This is a genomic window from Shewanella algidipiscicola (assembly GCF_900380485.1).
Classification (GTDB): domain Bacteria; phylum Pseudomonadota; class Gammaproteobacteria; order Enterobacterales; family Shewanellaceae; genus Shewanella; species Shewanella algidipiscicola.
Genome location: NZ_OXJV01000012.1, coordinates 351,068 through 367,178, shown reverse-complemented (window position 1 = coordinate 367,178; position 16,111 = coordinate 351,068). Strand labels below are relative to the sequence as shown.

Sequence of the window (16,111 nt, the reverse complement as noted above, 5' to 3'; positions counted from 1 at the left end):
CTATAGACGTCTATACGTTTATACATCTAAAAATAATAGCAGGGTGATCACACCCTCGTCGCACTGCATCGGCAGTCGTGAACATGCATCGAGTAGGATATAGGTAGAATTTTATGGCGACCCGACCCCCTGTTACCCCAATAAGACAGATAACAGCGCAGATCAGCGAGCAGCTCGAATCACGTATTTTAATCCTCGACGGTGCCATGGGCACCATGATCCAAGATCATAAGCTTGAGGAAGCCGCCTTTCGCGGCGAGCGTTTTAAAGACTGGCCCTGCGATGTCAAAGGTAATAACGATCTGCTGGTTCTGACTCAGCCAGCCATTATCAAAGATATCCATAAACAGTACCTACTCGCTGGCGCCGATATCATCGAGACCAATACCTTTAACGCCACTCGTATCGCCATGGCCGACTACGAGATGCAAGATCTGTCTGTTGAAATTAACCTTGAAGGCGCGCGTCTTGCCCGCGCCGCGGCCGATGAAGTCAGCGCAGAAACGGGGCGTGCGTGTTATGTTGCCGGGGTACTAGGCCCCACCAACCGCACCTGCTCGATTAGCCCAGATGTTAACGATCCCGGTTACCGTAATGTCAGCTTCGATGAGCTGGTCGATGCCTATATTGAGTCGATTGAGGCGCTGCTTGAAGGCGGCGCCGATATCATCATGGTGGAAACCATCTTCGATACCCTCAACGCCAAAGCCGCGTTGTTTGCTATAGAAACGGTATTTGAACAGCTTGCGCTGCGCGTGCCCATCATGATCTCAGGCACCATCACCGATGCCTCGGGCCGCACCCTCACAGGGCAAACCACCGAAGCTTTTTACAACTCGCTGCGCCACGTTAAGCCACTGTCGATTGGCCTTAACTGCGCCCTTGGCCCGCAAGAGCTGCGCCCCTACGTGCAAGAGTTGTCAAAAATTGCCGAATGTTATGTGTCGGCGCACCCCAATGCGGGGCTGCCTAATGAGTTTGGTGGCTATGATGAAAGCCCCGAAGAGATGGCAAGCGTTATTGGTGAGTGGGCCCAAGAGGGCTTTTTAAACATTATTGGCGGCTGCTGTGGTAGTACACCGGCCCATATTAGCGCCATTCGCGAGGCGGTTATCTCCCATGCGCCGCGAGCGCTGCCCGACATCCCAGTGGCTTGCCGCTTGTCGGGGCTTGAGCCACTGACCATAGATGCCAACTCGCTGTTTGTGAACGTGGGCGAGCGCACCAATGTCACCGGCTCGGCTGCCTTTTTACGGCTGATCAAAAATGGCGAATATGAAACCGCCCTCAGCGTCGCCCGTGAGCAGGTAGAAAACGGCGCCCAGATCATCGACATCAACATGGATGAAGGCATGCTCGACGGCGTCGAGGTGATGCAGAAATTCCTTAAGCTTATCGCCTCTGAGCCCGATATCAGCCGGGTGCCGATTATGATCGACTCCTCTAAATGGGAAGTGATAGAGGCAGGCCTTAAGTGCATTCAAGGCAAAGGCATAGTCAACTCCATCTCGTTGAAAGAGGGCGAAGCGCAATTTATTCACCACGCCAAATTGGTTAAACGTTATGGCGCCGCGGCCATCATCATGGCGTTCGATGAGCAAGGTCAGGCAGACACCAAGGCACGTAAGATCGAGATCTGTACCCGCGCCTATCGGGTGTTAGTCGATAAGGTGGGCTTCCCGCCAGAAGATATTATTTTCGACCCCAACATCTTCGCCATTGCTACCGGTATTGACGAGCATGACAACTACGCTGTCGACTTTATTGAGGCCACGCGTGAGATCAAACGCACCCTACCCCACGCGATGATCTCGGGCGGGGTATCGAACGTGTCGTTCTCATTCCGTGGTAACAACCCGGTGCGTGAGGCGATTCATGCCGTGTTCCTCTATCATGCGATTCAAGCGGGAATGGACATGGGGATCGTCAACGCGGGTCAGCTGGCGATTTATGACGATATCGACAGCGAGTTAAAAGCGCGCGTCGAAGCGGTTGTGCAAAACCTGCCCTGCCCAGTGGCAGATTCAAATAACACCGAGCAACTACTTGAGATCGCCGAGAAGTTTCGCGGTGATGGCAGCCAAGCGGCCAAGAAAGAGGATTTAGAGTGGCGCAGCTGGGAGGTGAGCCAACGCCTTGCCCATGCCCTAGTGAAAGGCATTACCGACTTTATCGATGAAGACACCGAAGAAGCAAGACAGCAGGCGACTCGGCCACTGGATGTGATTGAAGGACCGCTCATGGATGGCATGAACGTGGTCGGCGATCTCTTTGGTTCGGGCAAGATGTTTTTGCCCCAAGTGGTCAAATCGGCGCGAGTAATGAAAAAAGCGGTCGCCTACTTAAACCCCTATATCGAACTGGAAAAAGTCGAAGGTCAGTCTAACGGTAAAATCTTGATGGTCACTGTTAAAGGTGACGTGCACGATATCGGTAAGAACATCGTCGGCGTGGTGCTGGCCTGTAATGGCTATGAGGTGATCGATCTTGGGGTGATGGTCCCCGTTGAGAAGATCGTCGAGGTCGCCAAGGCGGAAAATGTCGATATCATCGGCATGTCAGGCTTAATCACCCCGAGTCTCGATGAGATGGTGCACAACGTTAAAGCCTTCCATAAGGCGGGGCTTACCATTCCGTCGATCATCGGCGGCGCGACCTGCTCGAAAATTCATACCGCGGTTAAAATCGCGCCCCACGCCCCAACAGGCGCCATCTATATTGCCGACGCATCACGCGCCGTGCCTATGGTATCGAAACTTATCAGCAATGAGACGCGTCAAGCCACTATCGATGCCACCTATGATGAATATCAGATGATGCGCGACAAGCGTAACTCACAAGAAAAACGCAAACAGATCATCCCCATTGCCGCCGCGCGCGACAACCGCTGCCAGCACGATTGGGCCAATTACACCCCATTTGTCCCTAATCGACTTGGGCGTCAGGTGTTCGATGACTACCCACTGGAAGACTTAGTCGAGCGTATCGACTGGACCCCGTTTTTCCGCAGCTGGGAACTGCATGGCCATTTCCCGAAAATCTTGGACGACAAGGTGGTCGGTGAAGAAGCCCGTAAGCTATTCGCCGATGGTAAAGCCATGCTTAAGCAGATCATCGACGAAAAATGGCTTACCGCCAAAGCCGTTATCGGCCTGTTCCCCGCCAATACCGTTAACCATGACGACATTGAGCTCTACACCGACGAAACCCGCACCACAGTGGAGATGACGACCCACCACCTGCGGATGCAGATAGAGCGCGTAGGCAACGACAACTTCTGCTTGGCTGATTTTGTCGCCCCCAAAGACTCAGGCGTGGCCGACTACATGGGCGGTTTTGCCGTCACCGCAGGTCATGGAATCGACGAGCATATTGCCCGTTTCGAAGCCAACCACGATGACTACAACGCCATCATGCTCAAATGTTTAGCCGACCGTCTGGCCGAAGCCTTTGCCGAGCGCATGCACGAGCGAGTGCGTAAAGAGTTTTGGGGCTACGCCGCCGATGAAGATCTCGATAACACAGCACTCATTCGCGAAAAATACAAAGGTATCCGCCCAGCACCGGGTTACCCCGCCTGTCCAGATCACACCGAAAAGGGCTTGTTATGGGACCTGCTTAAGCCAGATGAAACCATTGGGCTCAATATTACCGAAAGCTACGCCATGTTCCCCACCGCCGCGGTATCGGGTTGGTACTTCGCCCACCCGCAATCACGCTACTTTGGCGTGACCAATATTGGCCGCGATCAGGTGGAAGATTACGCCGCACGTAAGGGAATGAGTATCGAGGAAACCGAACGTTGGTTAGCACCAGTATTGGATTATGATGTTTAACGGGGAGAGATGTGGAGTCATCACCTTGACTCCTTTGATTACCCAAACTTCGTTTGAACATTAGTACTGTGGCTTCGCCTCACTAACCCATACGGCCTTACGGCCAAGGTAAGTCGCATCTGTTATGGATCGGAAGCCCACTAGAGCCTCAGACGCAAGTCCATCATCTAGATGGATGAAAAACCCACCCCACGAAAAATGGTGGGGTGGGCAAAATAACCTTATTTAGGCCAAGTTATTCTTTAGACTCAAACTCTTTTTCGGCTTCTTCCCAAGACTTCTCCAAATCTTGATAGGCATCAGAGAACCCCTGTTTCATTTCATCCCATGCATCGGCTGAGCTGGATTTCATACTGCCATACCACTGGGCGACCTTATTCTGTTGCTTACGGAGTGCTTTGAGATTTTCACGGGCTTCTTTACGCGCGGCTTCACTCATTGCATCCCAATTTTTATCTGTCTTCGCCTCTAACGCATCGATGTGCTTGTCTAACCTATCAAGGCTCTCTTTGACTTCTTTAACCGCTTGATCTCGTTTATCGGCGCTGTACGCCCCAATCGTTTTGAGCATCTCTTGGGTTTCTTGCTTAATATCTTCAATCGACGTTTTTTCACTCGCCTTGTCATTATCGGTCTGTGCATGACTCATTGGCACATAACTCAGGGGTAAACCCCCCATTACGGCGGCTAATATCAATGCATTAACATATGATTTCATTAGCTATCTCCTTATTATCTTAGTCGAAGTGCAGATAAAATGAACACCTGCGGTTATTTGAATCTCTGCGCCGCTGACTTCAGTGCTCCATCGAGTGAATCCCACGCACTATTGATACCCGCCTTAATATCCTCCCAAGCATCATCACTCGACTCTCGAAGCTCAGTTAATTGATGCGCAACATCCCTTTGCATTGTCCGTAACTCGTCGATTTTTTTATAATACTCTATTTGTACCTCGGCTTCGGCCTTATCTACTTTGGCTTTGAGCTTATCTATATCGGCGCTCCATTCGTTCAATTGAGCCCGTAATTTCTTTTCATATGCTTGTTTCATACTCATAGCGTTCTCCTGTGCAATAAAAAAGTTAACAAACATTTTTAACACTTCATTGTTATCGCTTTAATGCCATTAGCTTATATATGCTCGCGCCTACGACTTAAATTGACTAATTAAAGAACAATAATTAACTTAAAAAAAGTGGCTTCATTTTGTCGTGATAAATTGACTAATATGTTTGATGCTAAATTAACAACGACATCAGAAAACGTTGATTTCTACGCATGACAGAACAGTCGTAAATAATGTGAGTGAAGAGGTAAAAAAAGGGGGCAAAAAATACACTACGCCTCCTTTAAATTCAATGAATGATTAAATCAAGGCTACCGCATAAACGTTTATCACTCAAAAACTGTTCAATAAATACTCATGACCTATACGAATGTTAAGCTGAAAACAGATATTGCTGAGTGCAATTGAGTGTACCTTTATTGTTAAGGTCAATTATGAACACTCATGTACTCAACCTGATGATAAAGCCTAGCCAATACAACTTCGAAATTCAAATGTAGCATTGAGACCACAACTAAGGACTTAACCCCAGCGATCATAATAAAGCCTGACTGAGTATGTCAGTCAGGCTTTTATTCAAATGCTACTTATTCAAATGCTTACTTATACACTAGAAGGGCGCGTTAATGTCGACCACGTTGATGAGTTTATGGTTTACAAACTCTTTTAAACCTAAGTCAATTAACTCGCGTCCATAGCCTGAGCGGCGCACACCACCGAAAGGCAGATCCGCCTTAACCATAGTAGGATGATTAACAAACATCATGCCAGTTGAAACCTGCTTAGCCACCCCCAACCCACGTTGGTTATCTGCAGTAAATACCGAACCACCAAGGCCATAAGGGGAATCATTAGCGATAGCAATGGCGTGCTGCTCATCCCTGGCCTTGAAAATGGTCGATACTGGGCCGAAAAACTCCCAATAATAAGCGGGATTATCTGGCGTCACATTGGTCAATATCGTTGGTTGTACAAAGGCACCTTGCTCTGGTACTTTAGTGCCAACTTCAACGGCTGTTGCACCATATTTCACCGCATCACGGATCTTCTGCTTCACTTCATCCGCAGCACCTTGAGACGATAAAGGTGCTAATGTTGTGGTCGGATCCATAGGGTCGCCAGCCTTAAGTGCCTCGACCCCCTTAATATAACCTTGCATAAACGTATCGTAGATCGCATCAACCAAGATCATCCGTTTTGACGACACACAAACCTGACCGGCGTTCCAGTGACGGCCGAATACGGCCCAGTCGATAGTTTTAGGCAGTTCGGCATCTTCGAGGACAATAAAGGCATCGGATCCGCCCAATTCTAGCGTCGATTTTTTCAGTGCTTTACCCGCCTGGGCGGCTATTATAGCACCTGCACCTTCAGAGCCTGTCAATGCCACGCCGTGAACTTTAGGCGAATTAATAATCTGTTCAACCTGATCCCGCGTCGCATATAAATTCTGGAACGCGCCTTGTGGTAACCCAGCATCGAGCATCAAGCTTTCAAAAGCGGCGGCGCATTGCGGCACATTGGACGCGTGTTTAAGCAACAGTGTATTGCCAGCAGACAATTGAGGAGCCAAGATCCGTGCTATCTGATAATAAGGGAAGTTCCAAGGTTCAATGGCAAGTAAGACGCCTAGGGGATCGTGCACTATCATGGCATCCCCTTCGGCGGGATCGGCAACGGGCAGTTTTTGCGGCGCGAGCAACCGTTCAGCATGTTCTGCATAATATTCGAGGATCTGTGCTGACAGCTCCACTTCGGCCTCGGCCTCGGAGATAATTTTACCCATCTCCAGCGTCAGCAACTTAGCATATTGACGCTTGTTATCTCGGAGTATGGCGGCAGCTCTGGACAAGATGGCAGCCTTGTCGGTAAACGAGACATTACGCCAGTTCAAGAAGGCCTGATGAGCCGAGTCTATCGCTTGCGTTACTTCAACATCTGTTGCATTTGGGAACTCTTTGATGAGCTCACCCGTAAAAGGACTGATCGTTGCATAAGCCATATGTTCCTCCAAGTGTTTAACAAATAAGATTTTAATGCCCCCCATGAACAGCCGAGGACAAGCCATAAGTACGCTGGATTGATGGTGCTAATAACGTTATCGATTTTGACTTCTGGAGATTTTCCTATTCCGATACGAACCCTGTTTGAGAGGGCTTTTTTAATACAAAATTGACGCCATCGCCCGCTTACAAAAATAAGCGCGAACTTCCAAGTAGTAAGTCAGCGCAACACCGATGCCTACAGCAAAAAAGCGGTGTGTTTTTAGTGGAAGTGACTGTAGGTGGGATCGCGTGCCCATGACAGATAATCCACTTAATTAACTCTACCATAGGCCCCATATTAATCTAAGGTTTAAACATCTGTATTAATTATATTCGACAGCAGATATGACCAACAAAATAGGAACAGTGAAAATATAGAACCTTTTTAATTAAATACAGCAGAGCCATTAACTACTTAGTAACAAGTTTAAATCGGGAAGTGTACTCTCAACCAAGATTAATCAATCACGCAGAGGGCATATGAATATATTTAGTGGATGTATTTTGTGATGTCGATGATTTTTGTAATGCTTTTATCCCTAAATGGGAACAACAGTGCTTAACAGATGGCACCCGCAAGTATAAGCGCGCTGGTTTGGCTAAACCATTGAATAACAAACTCAATAAACCCTTCTTTGACCACAAGTTAAAGCGGCGACAAATGGTACTCCAGCGGCCAAACTCAGTTGGTAAATCTCGCCATGGGATACCTGTTCGCAGCCGGTAAAGTATCTCTTCAAACGTCATTCGGTGTTCTGGTTTGTTGTATATGCGGCCTGCGCTCTTCATTACTTGAAGTCGCTTTAACCACCGCTTATCAGTTAGCCTTGGCATGGTATTGAGTTTTTAATTTATTTTTGGTGAAACAAATTATAACGCTTTTCCATGCCGCTCAAAAACTAGTCACGAAAGACCAACAGCCTTAGGGCCGTTATTCCAATGTGCAGTTATTTTTCCTCTTTAAAAAGCTGAGATACTTATCTGATTTAAGGCATTATCACATTTTGACGACATATTTGAGCCAGCGCCTATCCGCTGTCAAAACTTTATTTCAAAAAGCAAGCCACAGGTATACCACTGACGACTTGCGGTAATAACCATTAATATGCACACAAAAAAGTCAGAAACAGATTAACTGCCTCCAACTTTTTCCAGCGATAAAGGCCCCTTAGAAGGGCGCAGGGCGCGGTGTATTAGCATTAGATGGCGGTAATATTGGCAGGACAATTTGTGGCTGCTCACCAGTTAATGTCTTTAAAAACGCGACCATCTGGTTAATTTCAGCATCACTTAACTTTTGCCCCAACTGGATATCAGCCATGGTATCGACCGCTTCTTCAAGGGTCCACACACTACCATCGTGGAAGTAGGGATAGGTCAGTTCGATATTTCTCAGTGTCGGTACTTTAAACACGTACTTATCGGCTTCATTACCTGTCACATCTTTACGACCCTGCGCAGGATTGTCGGTATGAAACGGCTTAACCAGCCCCATCTTCATGTACATGGTACCGCCGACCGCTGGGCCGTTATGACAGCTAACACAGCCTTTATCTTTAAACAGCTGATAACCCGCTTTCGCCTCGGCATCTATGGCATCTGCATCGCCAGTCAAATACAGATCAAACGGGCTATTGGGCGTCACCAAGGTTTTTTCAAACGCGGCTATGGCATCGGTAATGCGATCGATATTCACCTCATCTGAGGCATAGACATGATTAAAGCGCGCCACATAAGCCGGCATAGAGGCGATAGTGTCCACTGCAAGTTCGTGGGTGTAAGCCATCTCTTTAGGGTTGGCAATTGGGCCTGCCGCTTGAGCCTTTAGATCGGCCGCGCGGCCATCCCAAAACTGCGCCAGCATATAGTCAGCATTAAGCACTGTCGGTGAGTTAATGGGCCCCTCTTGCCAATGGTGACCTATCGAGGTCGGCAGGGCATCGACGCCCCCTGTCGACAGGTTATGACATGAGTTGCAAGAGATAAAACCCGACATCGAGAGTCTAGGCTCAAAAAACAACATCTTGCCGAGTTCAACTTTGTCAGGGTTAGTGATCACCGCAGGTTTTATCGGCTCAATAGGTTCACCGGCCGAAGCGGCCGACATGGATAATAAATAAGCAAGTATTATGGCAACAGGGGTTAACTTAATCATGAAAATACACCTATCTTTTGTATGGCTAAATGGCCGTCATAATAGGGTAAGCATTACCGCAAGTTAAACGGTAATTTCCGATTAGGTCTATCGTGTATCTGGATACTAAACATGGGACGCAAGTCACTGTTTATTTTGAAAAACAAGTTATATTGGCTGGCTATTTTGTTTTTATAATACATAAATGACACCAGTATTAAACAGTTTGGCAAACTCTTGTCTATTAGGCTCGTATCTAAGCTAACCTCGTATCTCCCGCCCCCTCATACTTGATAAAACCTGTAACCTAGCATCAAACGTCAACCTGTCTTACTCTCTTTTTTGACTCACTTAATCTGCGCCCACGACGTTCAATAATGTGCATAATGGTCGAGATAACGTGATAATTCGATTTATCATAGCCCTATAGTGTTAACCTAATGCCTTTAGCCTGGTGCTTTATAAAGAGTGGAGTAGACTGATGATTTTAATAACTGGTGCCAGTAGTGGCTTGGGCGCGGCATTAGCAACCCAATATGCCGAAGAGGGACACACTGTCACCATTAGTGGTCGCTCGGCAGAGCGACTACACACAGTGAGCGAACAACATACCAATATCCACCCTATCGCAGCCGACTTGGCCAATGAAGCCAGTGTCACCATGCTATTTGATAAACTGTCTGCCAGCACGCCAAACACTGTGATCCACTGCGCAGGTAGCGGCTATTTTGGTGGCATCGACACTCAACAAGCTACAGAGATAAATACATTACTGGAGAACAATGTCACCTCCACCATACTGTTAGTACGTGAACTAGTTAAACGCTACAGAGATAAAAAAATCAACGTGGTAATAGTGATGTCGACCGCAGCCCTTGCCGCTAAAGCTGGCGAATCCACTTATTGCGCAGCTAAGTGGGCCGTGCGTGGCTTTATTGAATCGATACGTTTAGAGCTGAAAAACAGTCCGATGAAACTTATCGCGGTGTATCCTGGCGGCATGGACACCGACTTTTGGCCGAGCAGCGGTAAAACACTAGATACGTCGAGTTTTATGTCGGCCAAGGAAGCGGCGGGGATGTTAAAACAGGCGCTTACCGCCAGCGAACATGGCTATATCTCAGATATCACCATTCAGCGGGGGTAATCAGTCCGCCAATCGCGCTCGGCAAGGCGCCTGTGCCCCCCCTTTTAGGTGCCACAATAACTGACAAAGGGACCAAAGCTTGCGGGAGCAGGCTTAGCATAATCCTCGGCGCCCTCTTGCGCGGTATAGGGCGTGGCTAATACCTTAACTAGACGCTCAAAAGGTTGATAATCGCCGTGACGCTGCGCCGCTTCTATGGCCTGTTCAACTTGATGATTGCGGGCAATATAAAGGGGATTAACACTATTCATCAGTATCACGCTCTGCTCAATCGTTAACGGATCTTGCGTAATACGCGCCAGCCACAGCCCGCGCCAAACGTTAAACTTATCGGCATTGTTAAATAGCTTTTGGCTGTCATTGCGTTGATGAGCTAAATCGCTTGCCAGTTGGCGGAACAGATTAGTGAAATCGACGTTCTCCCCCGCCATCGCATCGAGTAGCTGCTCGCCCAGCGCCTGATCGCCAACCTCCTCGGTAGATAAACCTAGCTTGGCACGCATGCCATTAACCCAATGGTGCTTAAACACATCCCAAAACTCGGTCACCGCCTGCGTTGCCAATTCGATTGCCACAGATTGTGACTCATCGATAAGCGGTAACAAGGTTTCGGCTAGGCGTGCTAAATTCCACTGGCCTATCGCCGCTTGGTTGCTATAAGCATAACGCCCCTCTCTATCGATAGAGCTAAAGACACTGTCTGCATCGTAATAGTCGATAAATGCGCACGGACCATAATCGATTGTCTCGCCGCTAATCGTCATATTGTCGGTATTCATCACCCCATGGACAAACCCCACTAGCAACCATTTGGCAATAAGGCTGGCCTGGTTATTACGCACCGCACGTAAAAAGTTTAAATAAGGGTGCTCACTCTGAGCGAGCTCAGGATAATGGCGGGCAATCGCATAATCGGCCAGCTGCTTAACCTTGTCTTGCTCACCGCGAGCGGCAAAAAACTGAAAACTGCCGACACGCAGATGGCTCGATGCGATGCGGGTCAGCACGGCACCTGGCTGTAACATATCGCGTCTCACCGACTCGCCGGTGGCGACAACGGCTAGCGCGCGGGTGGTGGGAATATTAAGTGCATGCATCGCTTCGCTAAGGATATATTCGCGCAGCACTGCGCCCATCACAGCTTTGCCATCGCCACCGCGAGAAAACGGGGTTGGCCCTGAGCCTTTTAGCTGCAGATCGAGGCGCTGCCCCTCAGTATCTAGTACTTCGCCCAGTAACAGGGCGCGGCCATCACCCAATTGCGGAGTAAAGCCGCCAAACTGATGCCCTGCATAGACTTGCGCTAATGGCAGTGCCCCAAGTGGACTCGCACTGCCAGATAACACTTGGGCTAACTGCACAGGATCCTCATTGGTTAACCCAATGCGTTTAGCCAAAGCCGTATTTAATTTCACCAACTCTGGCGCTGGCGCACCATCGCCCTCGCAAGCGACATAAAAGCCACCGAGCTGTTTGGCGAAACTGTTGTCGAAATTTAATCCTAACTCTATTGCATTACTGTTCATGATCTACATCCGTTCGGCAGGGACAATCCAATCCGTGTACTATTTAAGTTGCTGCGAACCCAGAATGAGCGGCAATGATGATAAGCGGCTCAGTGGATCTCATCCTGTTATTGAGTAACAAATAAGAGTGGCTCTTAACATCGATTGACTTCACTGCAGTGAACTTAAACACAGGGCAAAAATAACGCATTGGGATTGATTAAAACCTGTCTAAAATCTGTTCTTTATATTTTAGCGCAAGCCGCTTGATAAAGAGAATGAAATCTCACTATTGTCCTGCGTTCTACGCTTAACGCTTGGCTAACTTCCAGACGGTTTGATCTACATAGCCTGTGCCAGTGTGAAGGATATCGCCTTAATAGTCTCGCTGCTTCATATACTGCTTAGGTGGCTGACCTAATGCGTGTTTAAAAAAATTAATAAACGCTCCTACCGACTCATAACCTAAATCCTCCGCGATGCGCTGTACCGATTCTCCACAGGTTAGCCATTGCAAGGCTAGCACCAGATGCAGCTGACCACGCCATCGCCCAAACGATAAACCCACATGTTGTTTGACCAAACGCGACAGGGTGCGTTCACTCATGGCAAATTGGCTCGCCCACTCCCTTACCGTTTGTCGCTCGGCGGGCTGTGACAGTAGACACATGGCTATTGCCTTTAGCCGTGGCTCGCTCGGGATAGGAAAATTAAACTGCTCGGTGGGCATCACCCGCAATTGATCTAGCAGCACATTAACTAAATTGTCGGTAGTGCTGCCAGCTTGATAGGTTTGTTCCTGTGAGGTCAGATGCACGATTAACTCACGTAACAGTGGTGATATCGACAGGGTACAAATTTTAGTGGGCAAGCCTGCGACCTCAGGATCGATGAACAACATACATACATTGGCCTCTTTCGACACCAAGTTACTGTGACGAACTTGACTTGGGATCCACACAGCACAATGGGGGGGCACCATCCAAATGGCATCGGCAATGTTGCATTTAACGAAGCCACTCAACGGCATCACCAACTGGCTCTTATAGTGCTGATGTAATGGCGTTTCAGTCTCACGATCACCGCCCATGAGGCGCAGTGACACCACCTGCTGTGGATAAATATCGGAATCGAAATCGGGAAAACGAAAGGGATCGGCAAGCATGATTTGACCGTTTTTAAACATATAAAGTCACTATACACCAATACGGTAAGCTTATTGAAGGGTATGCTAGCCCGTCACCACCTAAGAGGAACCCATGTGACCCAGCTTCAGCCAGCCAAAATCGCGACTAGCGCCTTAGTCTTTACCGGTATTTTATTAATTTCATTGAGTCTGCGTAGCCCCATTACAGGCATAGGCCCCTTGCTCGATGACATAAGCCAGCAATTGGGGATCTCGGCTACCCAAGCGGGAATGTTAACCACCTTGCCTTTACTGGCCTTCGCACTGTTCTCCCCCATAGCCTCAAGCATGGGAAAACGCTTTGGCCTCGAACGCTCGCTAATGACCTCTTTGGTATTAATCACCCTAGGCTTAACGCTGCGATCATTAGGCAGCACCGATATGTTATTTATCGGCACCACAGTTATCGGTGCGGGTATCGCCATCGCCAACGTATTGCTGCCTAGCCTTACCAAGCGCGACTTTGCTGACAAAGCAGCGACCGTCACCTCACTGTATGTATTAATGATGGGGGTGGGTTCGGCCATTGTTGCCAGCATTGCGATTCCGGTCGCTAAGTGGGTGGACAGCCAAGCCATTAACCTGCTACCCAACTGGGCATTATCGCTAGCGACCAACTTAGTATTCCCACTAGTAGCGATATTAGTGTGGCTCCCCTTGATGCGTAGCAATAAGATCTCGCTGCGCACACAGGCAACACATGAGAGGCATGGTTATGTTTGGCGTTCGTCAGCAGCGTGGCACATTACACTGTTTTTAGCCTTGAACTCATTCTTAATGTATATATTAATCAGTTGGTTACCAAGTATTTTAATCGACAGTGGTTTTAGCCATGAACAGGCGGGAGTGATCCATGGTGTGTTGCAATTAGCCACCGCCCTACCCGCATTAATCTTGATCCCATTAATGGCCAAGGTGCAAGATAAGCGCAAATTAACCTTAGCACTGACGAGCATGGCACTGCTGGGCATCATAGGGCAAATCATCGCTCCTATGCAGGCATTATGGTGGGCATTATTGATGGGGTTTGGGATTGGTGGCAGCTTTATTATCGGCTTAGCTCTCATCAGCCTGCGCACCGCTAACAGCTACCAAGCGGCGACGCTGTCGGGCATGTCACAGTGCATCGGCTACTCTTTTGCCGCCACTGGGCCACTTATCATGGGGGCGATGTATCAGCAAAGCCATGACTGGCGCACGCCCTTGCTGATGTGTGCCGGCGCCGCGGTATTGTGGGCGGCGTGCTCTTTTTTTGCCGCCAACGGCAGGCTGATCAGCAAACCCCTTGAGAGCGATACGCGCCTGCCCCCCTTAAAATATCATAGTGAATAAACCGATCAAAAAGCCTCATAACACGATGAGGCTTTTTTGTTGGTTTAGCTGCCAGCACGATGGCTGTTCCCTTGGGCATTAACGGGCGATTTTCACCTCAGGTGCATTCATCATTGCCAGTAATGGATTGTCTTGCATCACCTTAGACTTCAGCGCTGCACCTATGGCTAACCCTGCGACAAACCCACCAATGTGCGCCCAATAGGCTACGCCCTCGCCCGCCATGAGTAAGCCGATAATATTGAACACAAGCCAGATACCGAAAAATGCCAATGGGCTGAGCTTTTTCTGATAGATAACAAACATAAAGGTAAGGCTTGCATGGCGGAACCAGATTAAGTACATACCAAATAGTCCCGCAATGGCGCCACTGGCACCAACCATGGGAATACTCGAACTCGGATCGGCGATGATCTGCGCCGCCGCAGCAGCAAAACCACAGAGTAGATAAAGACCTAAAAACTTCGCTCTACCTAACGCATCTTCAAGGTTGTCGCCCACCACATAAAGAAAATACATATTGCCAGCCAAATGCAGTAAATCGCCATGTAAAAACATATGACTGACTAAAGACCAAGGATGATGGCCGGCGAGTAGATCGCTCGAACGCATAGCAAAATTGTCAAATACCGTATCTGTGGTGTTGAGATCGAAGCCATAGCCGATAAAAATTAAGATATTCAGCGCCAGCAACAAGTAGGTCATTATCGGACGCGATGCGGGCTTGAGGCTGAACTCCACTGGCATCTGCGATAAAAACTGAAAGATCCAAGTCTTAGCACTGATCTTGGCATTCAAGTCAGCCAAGTGCTTTTTCACTAGCGGTGAATGCACCACCTTGGCGCGCTCATGTTCATCGATAAATACACCGCTACATTGATGACAAACATCAACTTCAATTTCATAGCCGGGCATTAAAAAATGGCGCTGCATAATGCATTCACATTGCACGCATTGACGCGCCGAGGCACCTAACTGCTGGCCGAGCGTCTCTTCGACACGCACTTTATCGTCGCCATTATCGGCTCTGGATAACGCCCCATTTAACTCACCATTTTCAAACCACATACCGCCACATGATCGGCAGTTATCGACCTCTTCACCGTGAAAATGGTGCACTTTCATCGCAGCTTTATTACAGCCAGGACAGATCATCATCATTAAATCCCTTTATCTATCTACAAAAATATCGTTACGTTTGAGCTCATCGGCCAAAGCGGTGTAGTTGGCTTTTAATGCCGGCAAGGTGTTATCACTCACCTCTTGGGTGAGCGTTTTAAGCAAACCTGCGCCATATTTAACCCCATAGATGCGCTTCTCCATCTTATCTATGATATCGGCTGACTGCATGTAGAAGCGCCGAGTCTGAGAAAGCAAGGTGGACGGTGTCTCTAAGGTATAAGAGGAGTAACGCATGTTTTCCCATACAAAGTTGGCCATCACTGGGTGGTGGTTTTTAATATCGTAGGGTGCCTTGCTCGCAACAAAATCGGCATACTCGTTGATAATATTAACGTTGTCATTAACTTCATCATAAAGCGCCTGACGTAGGTAATAGTTATTTTGCTTGTTAGTCAGGTTGTCAAAGGTGATCGCCTGAGACAAGCCCTCTTGTGCCGCCAAATAAACGCCTATTACGGTGGCGATGATCATAAATATTTGGCTTATCCAGAAACTGGTTTTAATCAGCTCGCCATTATCAAGTTGGGGAAAACGCTTAGTCGCCGCGGTGGCGCTCTGGTGCGCGAGGCCAGACTTTGGGCTGGTATTTGAGTTGATCTCCATATCGTGCAGAACTCCTTACTTGGTTGCACAATCAAAAAACACTAACGTAGGTGACATACAAAAACGGCAAAAT

Annotated in this window: 11 protein-coding genes and 2 pseudogenes; 4 read left to right on the top strand and 9 right to left on the bottom strand. The window is 48.3% G+C overall.

Translation table 11 applies throughout. The features are described from left to right. Positions 1–113: 113 nt before the first annotated feature. On the top strand, positions 114–3,836 hold the full coding sequence (gene metH / locus DN599_RS09075; RefSeq protein ID WP_110457287.1) for a methionine synthase: 3,723 nt from the start codon (positions 114–116) through the stop codon (positions 3,834–3,836). 235 nt (positions 3,837–4,071) lie between these two features. Here metH and DN599_RS09070 read toward each other — a convergent pair whose 3' ends face one another. The 3 genes from DN599_RS09070 to DN599_RS09060 all read right to left on the bottom strand — a co-directional run bounded on the left by DN599_RS09070 (position 4,072) and on the right by DN599_RS09060 (position 6,906). Further along, the gene (locus DN599_RS09070; RefSeq protein ID WP_239473270.1) at positions 4,072–4,554 is read right to left on the bottom strand and encodes a sll1863 family stress response protein; all 483 of its coding nucleotides are present in this window, start codon (positions 4,552–4,554) and stop codon (positions 4,072–4,074) included. Between the two features lie 53 nt (positions 4,555–4,607). After that, on the bottom strand, positions 4,608–4,895 hold the full coding sequence (locus DN599_RS09065) for a sll1863 family stress response protein (protein WP_110457526.1): 288 nt from the start codon (positions 4,893–4,895) through the stop codon (positions 4,608–4,610). Between the two features lie 619 nt (positions 4,896–5,514). Continuing rightward, positions 5,515–6,906 carry an NAD-dependent succinate-semialdehyde dehydrogenase gene (locus DN599_RS09060; protein ID WP_110457286.1) on the bottom strand — a complete coding sequence of 464 codons (1,392 nt, stop codon included), beginning with the start codon at positions 6,904–6,906 and terminating at the stop codon, positions 5,515–5,517. 536 nt (positions 6,907–7,442) lie between these two features. Between DN599_RS09060 and DN599_RS09055 the strand changes: the two are divergent. Then, positions 7,443–7,544 (top strand): annotated as a pseudogene (locus tag DN599_RS09055) (IS982 family transposase); the annotation flags it as partial. On the opposite strand, the pseudogene DN599_RS09050 reads toward DN599_RS09055, so the two are convergent. Both DN599_RS09050 and DN599_RS09045 read right to left on the bottom strand, forming a co-directional pair. Further along, positions 7,538–7,783 (bottom strand): annotated as a pseudogene (locus tag DN599_RS09050) (transposase); the annotation flags it as partial. The pseudogenes DN599_RS09055 and DN599_RS09050 overlap by 7 nt on opposite strands. 334 nt (positions 7,784–8,117) lie before the next feature. After that, positions 8,118–9,104: a cytochrome-c peroxidase gene (locus tag DN599_RS09045; RefSeq protein ID WP_110457285.1), complete on the bottom strand. Its 987-nt coding sequence runs from the start codon at positions 9,102–9,104 to the stop codon at positions 8,118–8,120. A 460-nt stretch (positions 9,105–9,564) separates the two neighbouring features. Between DN599_RS09045 and DN599_RS09040 the strand changes: the two genes are divergently transcribed. Beyond that, complete coding sequence (locus DN599_RS09040) at positions 9,565–10,230, top strand: SDR family NAD(P)-dependent oxidoreductase (RefSeq protein WP_110457284.1); 666 nt, start codon at positions 9,565–9,567, stop codon at positions 10,228–10,230. 44 nt (positions 10,231–10,274) lie between these two features. On the opposite strand, the gene DN599_RS09035 is transcribed toward DN599_RS09040, so the two are convergent. Further along, the gene (locus DN599_RS09035) at positions 10,275–11,756 is read right to left on the bottom strand and encodes a protein adenylyltransferase SelO (protein WP_110457283.1); all 1,482 of its coding nucleotides are present in this window, start codon (positions 11,754–11,756) and stop codon (positions 10,275–10,277) included. A gap of 355 nt (positions 11,757–12,111) precedes the next feature. Beyond that, a complete protein-coding gene (locus DN599_RS09030) occupies positions 12,112–12,921 on the bottom strand; it encodes an AraC family transcriptional regulator (protein WP_239473269.1) in 810 nt (269 codons plus the stop codon). A gap of 75 nt (positions 12,922–12,996) precedes the next feature. Here DN599_RS09030 and DN599_RS09025 point away from each other — a divergent pair, with 75 nt between their 5' ends. Next, positions 12,997–14,253 carry an MFS transporter gene (locus DN599_RS09025; protein WP_110457282.1) on the top strand — a complete coding sequence of 419 codons (1,257 nt, stop codon included), beginning with the start codon at positions 12,997–12,999 and terminating at the stop codon, positions 14,251–14,253. Positions 14,254–14,331: 78 nt separating this feature from the next. On the opposite strand, the gene DN599_RS09020 is transcribed toward DN599_RS09025, so the two are convergent. Further along, positions 14,332–15,414 carry a rhomboid family intramembrane serine protease gene (locus DN599_RS09020; protein WP_110457281.1) on the bottom strand — a complete coding sequence of 361 codons (1,083 nt, stop codon included), beginning with the start codon at positions 15,412–15,414 and terminating at the stop codon, positions 14,332–14,334. Positions 15,415–15,423: 9 nt separating this feature from the next. Beyond that, the gene (locus DN599_RS09015; RefSeq protein WP_110457280.1) at positions 15,424–16,038 is read right to left on the bottom strand and encodes a hypothetical protein; all 615 of its coding nucleotides are present in this window, start codon (positions 16,036–16,038) and stop codon (positions 15,424–15,426) included. Between the last annotated feature and the right edge of the window lie 73 nt (positions 16,039–16,111).

Coding starts and splice junctions, on each gene's coding strand:
- DN599_RS09065 (WP_110457526.1), bottom strand. CDS start 4,895: ATGAGTATGAAACAAGCATATGAAAAGAAATTACGGGCTCAATTGAAC.
- metH (WP_110457287.1), top strand. CDS start 114: ATGGCGACCCGACCCCCTGTTACCCCAATAAGACAGATAACAGCGCAG.
- DN599_RS09060 (WP_110457286.1), bottom strand. CDS start 6,906: ATGGCTTATGCAACGATCAGTCCTTTTACGGGTGAGCTCATCAAAGAG.
- DN599_RS09015 (WP_110457280.1), bottom strand. CDS start 16,038: ATGGAGATCAACTCAAATACCAGCCCAAAGTCTGGCCTCGCGCACCAG.
- DN599_RS09020 (WP_110457281.1), bottom strand. CDS start 15,414: ATGATGATGATCTGTCCTGGCTGTAATAAAGCTGCGATGAAAGTGCAC.
- DN599_RS09030 (WP_239473269.1), bottom strand. CDS start 12,921: ATGTTTAAAAACGGTCAAATCATGCTTGCCGATCCCTTTCGTTTTCCC.
- DN599_RS09045 (WP_110457285.1), bottom strand. CDS start 9,104: ATGATTAAGTTAACCCCTGTTGCCATAATACTTGCTTATTTATTATCC.
- DN599_RS09035 (WP_110457283.1), bottom strand. CDS start 11,756: ATGAACAGTAATGCAATAGAGTTAGGATTAAATTTCGACAACAGTTTC.
- DN599_RS09070 (WP_239473270.1), bottom strand. CDS start 4,554: ATGAAATCATATGTTAATGCATTGATATTAGCCGCCGTAATGGGGGGT.
- DN599_RS09040 (WP_110457284.1), top strand. CDS start 9,565: ATGATTTTAATAACTGGTGCCAGTAGTGGCTTGGGCGCGGCATTAGCA.